Source organism: Rhabdaerophilum sp. SD176 (assembly GCF_030143245.1).
Classification (GTDB): domain Bacteria; phylum Pseudomonadota; class Alphaproteobacteria; order Rhizobiales; family Beijerinckiaceae; genus Rhabdaerophilum.
On sequence record NZ_JARJNS010000007.1, the window covers coordinates 134,941 to 146,651 of the forward strand.

Annotated in this window: 9 protein-coding genes; 1 reads left to right on the forward strand and 8 read right to left on the reverse strand. The window is 62.7% G+C overall.

Annotated elements, in window-relative coordinates; translation table 11 throughout:
- Positions 1 to 97 precede the first annotated feature (97 nt).
- The 6 genes from P0652_RS16870 to P0652_RS16895 all read right to left on the reverse strand — a co-directional run bounded on the left by P0652_RS16870 (position 98) and on the right by P0652_RS16895 (position 8,639).
- Positions 98 to 1,423 carry a hypothetical protein gene (locus tag P0652_RS16870; RefSeq protein WP_284180036.1) on the reverse strand — a complete coding sequence of 442 codons (1,326 nt, stop codon included), beginning with the start codon at positions 1,421 to 1,423 and terminating at the stop codon, positions 98 to 100.
- 372 nt (positions 1,424 to 1,795) lie between these two features.
- Positions 1,796 to 2,602 (reverse strand): inositol monophosphatase family protein, encoded by an 807-nt coding sequence (locus P0652_RS16875; RefSeq protein ID WP_284180037.1) that lies wholly within the window; start codon positions 2,600 to 2,602, stop codon positions 1,796 to 1,798.
- Positions 2,599 to 4,296, reverse strand: coding sequence for a putative 2-aminoethylphosphonate ABC transporter permease subunit (locus P0652_RS16880; protein ID WP_284180038.1), 1,698 nt, complete (start codon positions 4,294 to 4,296; stop codon positions 2,599 to 2,601). The genes P0652_RS16875 and P0652_RS16880 overlap by 4 nt, the downstream gene beginning before the upstream one ends.
- Positions 4,289 to 5,425 carry an ABC transporter ATP-binding protein gene (locus P0652_RS16885; RefSeq protein WP_284180039.1) on the reverse strand — a complete coding sequence of 379 codons (1,137 nt, stop codon included), beginning with the start codon at positions 5,423 to 5,425 and terminating at the stop codon, positions 4,289 to 4,291. Before P0652_RS16885 ends, P0652_RS16880 begins: the two co-directional genes overlap by 8 nt.
- 1 nt (position 5,426) lies before the next feature.
- Positions 5,427 to 6,452: an extracellular solute-binding protein gene (locus P0652_RS16890; RefSeq protein ID WP_284180040.1), complete on the reverse strand. Its 1,026-nt coding sequence runs from the start codon at positions 6,450 to 6,452 to the stop codon at positions 5,427 to 5,429.
- A gap of 234 nt (positions 6,453 to 6,686) precedes the next feature.
- The gene (locus P0652_RS16895) at positions 6,687 to 8,639 is read right to left on the reverse strand and encodes an alpha/beta hydrolase (protein ID WP_284180041.1); all 1,953 of its coding nucleotides are present in this window, start codon (positions 8,637 to 8,639) and stop codon (positions 6,687 to 6,689) included.
- Between the two features lie 131 nt (positions 8,640 to 8,770).
- Between P0652_RS16895 and P0652_RS16900 the strand changes: the two genes are divergently transcribed.
- Positions 8,771 to 9,784, forward strand: coding sequence for a L,D-transpeptidase (locus P0652_RS16900; protein ID WP_284180042.1), 1,014 nt, complete (start codon positions 8,771 to 8,773; stop codon positions 9,782 to 9,784).
- Positions 9,785 to 9,826: 42 nt separating this feature from the next.
- On the opposite strand, the gene P0652_RS16905 is transcribed toward P0652_RS16900, so the two are convergent.
- On the reverse strand, positions 9,827 to 10,474 hold the full coding sequence (locus P0652_RS16905) for a hypothetical protein (RefSeq protein WP_284180043.1): 648 nt from the start codon (positions 10,472 to 10,474) through the stop codon (positions 9,827 to 9,829).
- Positions 10,475 to 10,786: 312 nt separating this feature from the next.
- A complete protein-coding gene (locus tag P0652_RS16910) occupies positions 10,787 to 11,638 on the reverse strand; it encodes an alpha/beta fold hydrolase (RefSeq protein ID WP_284180044.1) in 852 nt (283 codons plus the stop codon).
- Between the last annotated feature and the right edge of the window lie 73 nt (positions 11,639 to 11,711).

Consider the following 11,711-nt stretch of genomic DNA (forward strand, 5'->3'; position numbering starts at 1 on the left):
AGAATGTCTCTTTGAGGCGCTCTGAGGCCACAATGTGGTCTGGGCGCTGGGATTCCTTCTCAGGCCATCGAGGAGCGGAAGGAGCCGGCGAATGGAATTACTGTCGCGGGTTGACGCGTGTTGCCCACGGCCCCGGCGCGAAATCCGGCACGAACAGGCACTTGCCGCCGTAGCTCGACTTTGCCGCCTCGCAATTCGCCTGCACCACGGGCATGGTCGGGCGGTTACCCGTTTCGATCCAGCCCTGAAGGGCCTTCAGGATGGCGGGGTAATGCGGCGGGCTGGTTTTCGAGTGCTGGTTGTCGTCCACAAAGGTCTGGAACAGCCGTTGCCCGTTGCCGGCAGCTTCAATGACCCGACGATACTCGTGTTGCTGTTCCACGAAAACGGTGGGATCGTGGATCTGATGCATGGTGATCACCGGGATTGCGATCCGACCTGTGGGGTCGCTTTCGGCAGCCAGTGCGCGCACCGCTTCGGGGTCGGCGCGCACCCGCATCACCCGGCGGTTGAAGGCCTCGTCATCGGATGTCCCGCGATAGCGGACCTTGTCATTTCCGAAGGGCGATTTCCCGCCGGTGATGAAATCCGCAATATCCCGGAACACGAAGGTTGCCCACTGGATATGGGCGAGCAGGGCCCGCGGGGGTATGCGACTTGCGGCGGCCATGTCACGCAGGGCGCGTTGCTGGGCTTCGCTCCGCTCCTCCGGCTTCAGGTTGGCGCCGGTACAGTGATTGAACCATGTGGCAACCTGCTGTCTGGTGAGGCTGGATCCGGGCATCAATCCGGTGCCGAGGGAGTCCGGCGCCTCGCCTGGCGCGGGGTGTACGTTGCAGATGGCCTGGAAGGCGGCGCGCACATCCATGCGCATGTCATAACCGCGGGTGCCTCCGGCAAGCACGCCGGAGGTGAGCATCGCGCCATCATAGGGACGCTTGCCGGAAGCGTCGGGTGTGTTGAATTTCTCGATCAGGATCGCGCCGATATTGCCGCCCCAGGATTGGCCATGCGCGATCGTGTATCTCGGCGGCCCGAAGGCCGCGATGTAGATCTTGCGGGCATTGTCGGCATCCTCCGCGCCCTGCGTTACGCCGAAGCCGCCGCGACGGCGGCTCGTGGCCACCCAGTCATAGCCCTCGCGCACCGTTTCAATGAAGCGTTCGAGATCCTGGTCGGTCATCGCGGCATCGGGCTTGCGCATGCGCGGACCGCCATAGGTGTGGACGATCAGCGAGCCGTTGCCATTTTCGGGGCGCGCGATGAGGACGAAGGCGCCATTCGGGTCCTGGGTCGTGAAGCAGCGGATGCCGGGGCCGACCTTTTCCGGGCATGCCCGCGGTGTCGGCGTCTGCGCAAGGGCGTTCTGGCCAAGCAGGGCGAGAAACAGGCCTGTCGGGATAACCCAACGAAGGGATTTCATGGCAAGCCTCATTTCATGGCCTCCTGCTGTTCGAGCACCGCTGCAAGAGAGTGATGACAGCGGATCGAATGTCTTTCCAGCGTCACCTGCTGCAGTGGAGGTGTTGTATCACAGGTCGTGCCAACCTTGCGATGGCAGCGTCGCTGGAAGGGGCAACCCTGCGCAGGTCGGGAGAACTCGGTTACGTCATCGGCAGAAGGCACGGCTGGCGATGCGGTCCGTTTCGAGAACCGCTCCGTGAAGCACTTTGGTGAAAGAATGCGTGCGTTGCCTATCCGGCCCGGCCAGCCGCAAGCCGATTTTTCTCTGACAATGCCCATGACCGGGGTCGGATCGTCACCGAACGGTGTGGGCCATCAAGCGCGACGTCTTTCACGCGCTCCAAGGCCATTCCAGCCGGTCGAGGGTCGCGGGTAGCAGAGCAGGGTCGCCGAGCGCGATCATCCCGTCGGCATGGAGCGGGTTCCCGCCATCGAGTGCAGTGACGATGCCGCCGGCCCCCGCGACGATCGGAATATGCGCGGCAATATCGTAGATCTCGAAGCCGCCCCAGCCGATGGCGATGTCGATATGACCGGCCGCGAGCATCGGCAGGGAAAAGCAATCTCCACCATAGACGAGCATCCGCACGGCGCGGCCCAACCGTTCGATGGCGGCATGGGCAGGCGCATCCCGCGCAAGTGTGGAACTGACCCAGACCGAGGCCTGAGCGAGATCGGCACATGGCCGGGTCGAAAGCGGAAACGTGCGGCCCTCCCGGCTTCCCAAGGCCTGCGCCCCATCTCCCCAATAGCGTTCCCGGAGGTAGGGCTGGTCGTTGAGGCCGAATACCGCCTGCCCGCGATGGAGCCGGGCGATGAGCGTGCCCCAGACCGGCTGCCCGGCAATGAACGACTTCGTGCCGTCAATCGGATCGATAACCCAGACATGCTCGGCATCCGGATTCAACCGCCCATATTCCTCGCCGATTATGCCGTGTCCGGGGTAATGGGCTTGGATGAGGTCGCGGATCGCACGTTCCGCGGCGCGATCGGCCTCGGTTACCGGGTCGAAGCCGAGGGCCGATCCCTTGTCGTCGACAGCCGGCACGGCGCGGTACCAGGGCAGGATCGCGGCGCCAGCCGCATCGGCAAGGGTGTGGGCAAAGCGATCCAGGGCTTCGTAGGACGCGTCGGTCATGCTGTCTGTCGCCGCCAACCCTGCGCGCGGATGACCAGATGGCGCAATGTCAGCTGGATGGCGGCCGCGACCATCGACAGGGCCATGATGACGACCGCAAAGGCAGAGGCCTGCCCGATGCGGCTACCTTCGACGAGATTGATCACGGCGATCGAAGCCGGGCGGGTCTGGGCCGTGAAGAGGAAGATGAGCGCCGAGACCGTCGTCATCGCATTGACGAAGAAATACCCCGCCACGTCGATCAGCGTCGGCAGAAGGACAGGTGCATGGATACGCCTGGCGGTTCCGGCCGGGCCGATCCGCAGCGCTTGCGCGGCCAGATCGATCTCCCGGTCGAGGCGGAGCAATTCGTTGACGACCATCAGGTGCGGCACCGTGTAGAAATGGGCGACAGTGCAGAGAATGATCAGGGCCAGGCTGCCCTGCAACGCATGGAGCGGATTGGCCGGATTGTTGAAGAAAAAGACATAGCCGAGGCCAAGCACGAGGCCCGGCACGGCAACCGGCATCATGGCGACACCCTGCAAACCGTTCCGGACCATCCCGTTTCCGAGCTTCCGTGCAATCAGCCACCCCGACAGGGCCACGAGCCCCGTTCCAGCCAGGGCCGTTCCGAAGGCGAGAATGAGCGAATTGCCGAGGGCGCGGAACTCGTCGGCATCGGTGAAGAGGCGCTCGTAGTTCTGGAGACCCAGAGAGAGGTTGTAGGGCCAGAATTTCACGAGCGAGCCGAAGATCGCCATGCCGATGATGCCGAGGATCGCGACCGCCACCAGCGTGGCAAACAGGAACAGCATGAGATCGCGCAGCGGCAGCCGCTCGGCGCGGATCGGAACGGATTTCCCGGTGATCATCGCGCGCTGGCTTTTCCGCGCGAGCCAGTCAATGCCGTAGGCGACGACGGCCGGAAGCAGCAGGAGCACGCCGACGACAGCCCCCATCTCGAAGTCGAACCGGCCGATCACCAGTTTGTAGATGTCGGTCGCCAGCACATTGGTCGAGCCGCCGACAACGCTGGGAATGCCGAAATCCGTGAAGATGAGGATGAAGGCGATCGATGCGGCGCTGATCGCGGCATAGCGGCACGAGGGCAAGGTAACGGTAACGAAGCGACGCCAGGGCCCGGCACGCAGGGCCCGTGCCGCTTCGTAATGGCGCTGGTCACCCGCTGACAATCCGGCGGAGAGGATCAGAACGGCGTGGGGAAACACATAGAAGACACTGGCGATGACGATCCCGACAGGACCGTAGAGGCTTTCCCCGAGCAGCCATCCCTTGAGCCAACCCTGGTTGCCGAAGAGATAGACCATCCCGAAAGCCGGCAGCAGCGAGGGCGCGAGCAGCGGCAAAAGCGCGATCAGCCGGAAGATACCGCGCCCGGGCATGGCGGTGCGCACGAGGGCATAGGCAAAGGGAAAGGCCAGCGCCATCGCGATCACGGTGGCGATCATCGACAGGCTGAGCGAGTTCCACGCGGCGATGACAAGCCCGGGCTCGGCACCATAACGCAGGAAGTTATCCAGTCCGACGAACGCGCCATCCTTTCCGAGGAAAGCCCGAACCAGCAGGGCCCCGATCGGCAGAAGGGTTGCCGTTGCGAGGACGACCAGAAGGACCGGCGGCACGATCTGCCCGGTCGGATCAGGCCGGACCTGCCGCGCCGCCATACCCGATACGGCGCTGATCTCAGCCATGATCGTCGAGAAGGAAAAGCTGGTCCGGCTCGACCGACACCGTCACGTGATCACCGAGACCAGGCGGATTGCCGAAGCGCGGAAACGGGATTTCCGCGACGAAGGGGCCCCCGTTCTGGATTTCCGGCTGGATTTCGAGGCGCAGGCGATCACCGAGGAATGCCATCGAGGAAACCCTTCCCCGCGTCCCGGCGGCGCCGCCGGCCGCCTCCATGCCGATCCGGACGGCTGATGGGCGGAAGCACAGATAGCCGGCTGACCCGCCCGGCACCGGACTCCCGCCAAGCCGGAACGCATGCCCTCCGGCCTGCACGATATTTCCCGAGATCGACGTGACAGGCAGCGCGTTCACCTCGCCGAGGAAACGTGCCACGAAGAGATTGGCGGGGCGCTGGTAAAGCTCGGCGGGGGTGCCAATCTGCTCGATCCGGCCGGCATTCATCACGACGACCCTGTCGGCGATCGACAGGGCCTCCTGCTGGTCATGCGTGACCATGATGCTGGTGATGCCGATCCTCCGTTGCAACTGGCGGAGTTCATCCCGCAGACTGGCCCGGACATTGGCATCGAGGGCCGAGAGCGGCTCATCGAGCAGGAGCAGGCCCGGTGACAGGGCCAGTGCGCGCGCTAGGGCGACCCGCTGCTGCTGTCCGCCAGAGAGCTGGCTCGGATATTTGTCGGCATGCCCCTCCAGCCCCACCAGCGCGAGTAATTCCCGGATGCGGGCAGTGCGCTCGGTGCGCGAGAGCGGCAAGGTTTCCAGCCCGAAACCGATATTCCTCGCCGCGCTCCGGTTCGGGAAGAGCGCATAGGACTGGAAGACGATGCCGAAATCCCGGGCTTCCGGGGGCAGAGCGCTGATTTCCGAGCCCGCCTGCCGGATCGAACCGCTATCAGCGGCCTCAAACCCGGCAATCAGCCGCAAGAGCGTGGTCTTGCCGCATCCCGAAGGACCGAGGATGCAGAGCAATTCTCCCCGCGGCACATCAAGGTTGACATCCCTGACGACAACCGCGCTGCCAAAACGCTTGGTCAGACCGACCAGCGAAAGATAGGGGGCGGCGATTGCCGCCGCCCCTGATGTTACTGGCTCCGAAACAACGGAGAAAGCGGTGGCAAGTCCGGCCATCTCAGTTCTTCGGCGGAACCTTGACGCCGTAGCGCTTCTGCCATTCCGCCATGACGGCTTCCCGGCTGCTGGCGAGCTTGGCGAAATCCATCTTCAGGAGTTTCGACTTCTCGTCGGCCGGATAGTTCTTCGGCAGGACCTGGATGTCGTCATAGGCGGTGATCGGGAGATACTTGGCCGAGATCTCGGCGGCCTCGCGCGAGGAAATCCAGTCTGCCATCGCCTTGGCGTCAGCCAGGTTGCGGGCGCCCTTCACGATGGCTGCAGCCTCGATTTCCCAGCCCAGCCCTTCGGATGGCAGGATGATCTGGATCGGGGCCCCTTCGTTGATCGCCTTCACGCCCGGCGTTGCATAGGAAATGCCGATGATTGTCTCGCCGGAACCCGCCTGCCGGCACGGGGCCGAACCGGAATGTCCGTATTTCGAGACATTCTCGTGCATCTTGTCCATGAACTCCCAGCCGCCCTTTTCACCGAAGATCGTCAGCCAGCCATTGACGGCCAGCAAGGCCGTGCCCGACGAGAGCGGCGACGGCATGGTGATGTGACCCTTGTAGACCGGGTTGGTGAGGTCAGCCCAAGACTTCGGTGCCGGAATGTTCTTCTTGGCCGCCTCGACCGTGTTGAAGCAGAGCGAGGAAGCCCAGGCGTCGATGCCGACCCAGACCGGCTCGGCCCGGTTGTCGCGCATGACAGGGGCAACCTTGTCGAAATGGGCCGGCTTGTACGGCAGGAGAAGGCTGCGGGCATCCGCCGCCATCAGGGCCGAGACAGCGTTGCCCATGATGATGTCTGCCTGCGGGGAGGCCGCTTCGGCAATGACGCGCGCGATGATCGGCGCCGTCGACCCGAGGATGGCATTGACCTTGACCTGCGGATGCTTGGCTTCGAAGCCCTTGATGAGGGCCTTCGCCTGATCCTCGTCCAGCGAGGAATAAACGGTGAGTGTGCGCTGTTGGGCTTCTGCCACCAGCGGCACAAACGGGATAAAGGCCGCGATCGTAGCGGCAAGGATCGGCTTCAACATCGTCTGGTCCCCTGCATGCCCGACAGTGTTTTGGGCTGTCGAGTCCTAGGGACACTCGGCGACAAGCCGATGACACTCCCGGCACCCGGTTCGTGTCCCGGCGTTGTTCAGGTCAGAGGAAGGCATCCGGAAATCTGGGGGCAGCTCAATTTTTACGCGGGACTTGAGCCCAGTTCCGCCTCTGGAGGAAAACCAGATCACCCGCATACAAAATGTAGCGACGACGAGAAAGCCTTACTTCTTTTGCCCGGCCACCCATGGCGCGATATGCCATTCGACCTTGACGTTCTCACTGCAGGAATTGTCAAAGCGCCGCTTCGGGTTATCGATAAAGGCAACGCCCATTTCCCCGACGCAAGGCTGGTAGAGCAACGCACCATGGCCCGCCTCGGGGATCATGAAGGCCTGTGCATTGGTCAGTTGTTCGATGGCAATCCGCGCCCAGCTTGCGGGAGTCTGCACATCAAACAGGCTGCCAAAGGAGAGTGTGGGAATATCGCTCTTCACAGGCACATGCCAATTGTCTCGCGGCTGCGGCTTGATGGGGCCGCACCCTTCGAAGAAGGCCTTCGCGGTTCTATCGGAAATTCCGGCAAGCTGAGGATATTTCAGCTTTGCCGTCAATGACTTGTAGCCATCCATCGAATTGAACGGGATATCCTCCTGGCAGGCATAGACATCAAGATAGAAGCCGAAGAGGAACGAACCCAGAGCCGTGTAGGTATCCCGCCGGATGATTGCAAATGAACCCTCGATCTCCCGCGCGTTCATGCCGGCGAGGAGCGCCAGCAGGCGATCCTTGGTTGCGCCGGCAAAATGTGTATTCACGAAGGCCTGGAGACGCTCGCGACTGGGCACAGCGCTCTGCATGCTGGCGTAATCGGCCAGAACCACCTTCACGCGTTCCTTGTCGCCACGCAGGCTTTCGACCATGGCCGTGGCGAGTTCGGCATCGAACAAGCGGGTCAGCGGGCCGAAACGCTTCTCGGATTCCTGGCTCTCGCGCAGGCCTTCCACCGCACGGGCCGCGTTCCTGCGCGCCCGCGCCTCGATCGCCGCACTATCGAGAAGCTGCTGCACCAATGCCTTCTGGCCTGCATCGAGTTTCGCTGCCGCAGCGGTGAGTTCGGCATCGCCCGGCTTGGGCATGTCGAATTTCATGTCGAAGACCTTCTCCACCGTCGGCATCTCCCGGCCGCGCCAGAGCTCATAGACATAAGCCGGTATGAACCGGGTGATGGGTGCCGAGCCGTATTTGCCGTTCCGCGTGATCACGGGCATCAGGACAAATTCAACGGGCACTTTTTCACCGCGGAAGGTGATCTCGCCCTTGGCTGCCTTGTTGAGGGCCTCGACAAAAATGCGACCGAGTTCCGGGTAAGCCTCGTTGCACACCCTGTCTGCCGCACATTGATCCACAACGTGCTGGATCGCTTCATCATGCTTCATCGCGAAGGAATTGTAGAGCTGGATCCAGGACGGCGCGACGCCATCGATGATCACCGAGCGAATGTTCTGCGGCGCAACCCGCATCACCTCGAGAGCCAGCTTCGTGCCGTAGGATATGCCGTAGATATTGTAATCCCTGTAGCCGAGCGCCGACATGATCACCGGCAGGTCGAGCGCGTTCTGCGTCGTATTGTAAGCGGCCAGTGGAATGCCCTTCGCACCCAGTTCATCAGTGCACCGCCTGATCTGCTCCGCGGACGGGATACCGCCTCCGGCTTTGACCAGATCAACGACATTTGCTGAAAGCGCCTGGAAGCAATTGACCGACGCCCCGGAAATACCGGCGGAACGCTGGTCATAGATCACGATGTCGCGTCGCGAACGCCACGGGCGAAAAGCCATTTCGAGGGTCGGCAGCATCGTCATGGCGCTGCCGCCGGGTCCCCCCTCCAGATAGACGACCGGATCAGGTTCCGGGTACCGGGTCGAAGCCCTAAGCACCGCGAAGTTCAGCGGGAGTTTTCGACCGCCGATCTTGCTGCGCTCCTCCGGTACCCGAACAGTTCCGCAAATGATCGTTGCCCCCTCGATCTCGTTCAGTGGAAGCAGGCGCGGGCAAGGCTGGATCGAGACAATGGCGTTGGGCTGGAGGCTTGCGGCCCGCAAGGTCGCAAACGGATCAGGCGATGGCGTGCCTGACAGCGAAGCAATGAGAGCAAGGACTTGGGCGTGATCCATGGCAGGCTCCCTGGCAGGCTGGGGTTTCACCCCGCATGCTTCCCCATCGTGCCAGACGGTGACAAGATGGATTCAACGAGAAGATGCCATGATCTTCAGAGAACCCGCATTCCGGTTGGAAAGGACCGACCATGACAGGGAACAAGACAGTTGATCGACGGGCGGTTCTTTCGGGTGGCGCCGGCTTCGGGCTCGCGGTGGGAATGGGGGTCGGATCGACGATCGGACAGGGCGTCGTTAAGGAGGTTCATGATCTCCGCCCCGGCGAATTTACCTGGCATCCCGATCGGTCTCCGAAGGGACCGGTGGCGGTGATTGTCTCGATTCCGGAGCAGCGGGTCCATGTCTACCGTAACGGGATCCGCATTGCCGTTTCTACCTGCTCGACAGGGAAACCCGGTCATGCCACGCCGACAGGGGTTTTCGTGGTCCTGCAAAAGGACAGGCACCACCGCTCCTCGACCTACAACAATGCGCCGATGCCGAACATGAACCGCTTGACCTGGAGCGGAATCGCCCTGCATGCAGGCAACCTGCCCGGCTATCCCGCTTCGCATGGCTGTGTGCGCCTACCGTTCGAATTTTCGGCCAACCTCTTCGGGATCACCCATCTGGGAACACCCGTCATCATTTCCGGAAGCCGCTCCGATCCCTGGGAACTCGTTCATCCCGGCCTTGTCCTGGGCGACGGCGCAGAGGCCTCGATGGAAAAAGCGGTCTCGGCACTCGCGGGCAAAAAGCACCCGTCGGATTGGCCGGACGGGCATAGCCAACCGATCACGTCAGTCCTTGTCTCGGCAGCCGATCGCTCGATTCGATTGATCGAGGACGGCCGCGAAGTCGCCTTCGCCTCGCTCTCGATTGGCGGCTCCCCCCGTCTGGGCGAGCATGTCTTCACCCTGCGGGGCGCATCAGGCCAAGGCCTCTCGTGGCATGGCGTGAGCCATCATCCCGATCCGGACAGGCCTGCAGCGCCCGAGGAGGCCCTCCTGCAACGCTTGCGAGCAGACGGCGCCTTTGTTGAAGAGATGCGCAGTCGCCTGCATCCCGGCATGCTGATGGTTGTCACCGATCTGCCGGTTTCGCCCGATCGCCGGACGGGAACCGATTTCGTCGTCATGGCTGATTCCGACCCGCATGCCTGACATCCGCCATCGCGCGCAACAGATTCCGCGACCGGTCAGCAGTCACTCCCCATCCGGCGTCATGGCCATGACATCGCGCAATTGACGGGCAGGTGTAAAGAGGCATCGGAATTTCTTGATGCCCTCGGCACCCTTGTCCACGGTTCCATCGAGACGCAAGCCATTCGCTGCCCGCCTCAGCGCGCCCATCCGGACACGCGGCGGCGGGACGGCATACATGTCCGCTACGCGGCTCTGACATTGATCACGCATCATCCGGTCAGATGTACCGGGGCTGACACCGCCGACGGCTCCCGTGACTTCAAAAGAGATGCGGTATCGGCAGGTCTCGTTCCGGCGAGCCGCATTGCGCATCAGATAGATCTGGAACCGGTATTCACCGGCAATCGTGGCACTCTGGCCGAATTCATTCCCGGCGGACGAGCCGATATGGACTGCGCCTTCCTGGCCGGGTGCAAAGGCATTGAAGTAACAGGAACGGTTCGATGGCGAAAAAAGGACCTGCAAGACCTGCCCCGAGCCGGTCCGGAGCCGATAGGTGGCATCAGTGTTTCCGCGCAATGTCCCGCGAATCTCGCGTGCGGTCGTCCCCGGAGCAAAGCTGACCTGCCGGTCAATCGACTGGGCCGATGCAGCGGAGGAAAGCAGCCACAGGGCGACAGGCAGTCCAAGAAGCAGCCGAATTTTCACGAGAGCCCCCTTTGCACGGAACACGATCGACATTCGAATGATAGGGCATGCTGTGGCACGAGGCAAAGTCGTGTCTGGTTGTTTGGCGGGGGCGAATCTCACGCATGTATTCCGGTTTCGGACAGCCTCTTTCCGGCCCCATCCCGCCATGCGACACGCCGGAGCGCAAGATTGGGAAAAGGCAATCCCGGTTGACCCGGCAAGGCCGGCATTGGGGCCGATTGTCGAATGCCGGCCATTCCAGAGCGGAGTCAAAAAACAGCCGTATGTTCATGCGCGGCACAAAAATAGACCTGACGCGCATTGACTGGACTATTTGCCGGGCCCTGCAGCCGAACCGGCGACGATATTTTCGAGCCACCGGTTCAGACAATCCACCGACCCAGGCTCATCGAGGAAGGGGACATGCCCTCGATCGTCCACCTGGGCATAGATCATATCCGGTCGCTTGACCCGCATGGCCGAAACGGTTGCCGGGCTCAAGACGTCGGAATTCTTCCCGCGGATCAGAGCAATGGGAAGACCTTCGCAAGCATCGAAAAGCGGCCAAAGTTCGGGAAGGGGCGCGGAAAGCGCAGCCAGAACGCCGTTCCGAAGCGCCGGATCATAGGGCAACCCGACATAGCCATCGTGTTGCACAAAATGACGAACAGCCTCTTCAGCCCAACGCAGTTCAGGGACATTCCGGAAACCGGGCATCGCCGCAGGCAGTCGGTCTGCAATTTCCTCGAGGGTTTCGACCGCCGGGGGAATGCCGACATAGGCTCCGATCCGGGCCAGACCGTCACGTTCGAGAACCGGACCGACATCATTCAGGCAAAGGCCAAGCAAGCGGGTCTTGTCCTGCATCGCCATCATCATCCCGACGAGGCCGCCCCGCGACGAGCCGATAATGGCCACGCGGGCGATCGAGAGGTGATCGAGCAGCGCCACGGCGTCGCGTGCTTCCTGGGCGACGGTGTAGGTCGCAGGGTCGGCCCAGGCGGATCGACCGCGCCCGCGGCTATCGAGCCGCAGAAAGCGAATGTCTCGCGGCAGATGGCGCGCGAGATAGTCAAAATCCCGGCTGTCTCGTGTCAGACCGGCCAGGGCCAGCAGAGGTAACCCGGCCCCTTCATCTCGGTAGGCGAGGCGGATTCCCTCCTCCGCGAGAAACGCCTGCATGCCCTGTTCCTCTGTTCCGGGTTCAAGGCCGGGGGCCCTGCTCGGCCTTGCCAGCCCTGAAAGCGTCGACGGC

What these genes read in the sequence shown, in the direction of transcription:
- P0652_RS16870 (WP_284180036.1), bottom strand. Translation starts at nt 1,423, where the DNA reads ATGAAATCCCTTCGTTGGGTTATCCCGACAGGCCTGTTTCTCGCCCTG.
- P0652_RS16875 (WP_284180037.1), bottom strand. Translation starts at nt 2,602, where the DNA reads ATGACCGACGCGTCCTACGAAGCCCTGGATCGCTTTGCCCACACCCTT.
- P0652_RS16880 (WP_284180038.1), bottom strand. Translation starts at nt 4,296, where the DNA reads ATGGCTGAGATCAGCGCCGTATCGGGTATGGCGGCGCGGCAGGTCCGG.
- P0652_RS16885 (WP_284180039.1), bottom strand. Translation starts at nt 5,425, where the DNA reads ATGGCCGGACTTGCCACCGCTTTCTCCGTTGTTTCGGAGCCAGTAACA.
- P0652_RS16890 (WP_284180040.1), bottom strand. Translation starts at nt 6,452, where the DNA reads ATGTTGAAGCCGATCCTTGCCGCTACGATCGCGGCCTTTATCCCGTTT.
- P0652_RS16895 (WP_284180041.1), bottom strand. Translation starts at nt 8,639, where the DNA reads ATGGATCACGCCCAAGTCCTTGCTCTCATTGCTTCGCTGTCAGGCACG.
- P0652_RS16900 (WP_284180042.1), top strand. Translation starts at nt 8,771, where the DNA reads ATGACAGGGAACAAGACAGTTGATCGACGGGCGGTTCTTTCGGGTGGC.
- P0652_RS16910 (WP_284180044.1), bottom strand. Translation starts at nt 11,638, where the DNA reads ATGCAGGCGTTTCTCGCGGAGGAGGGAATCCGCCTCGCCTACCGAGAT.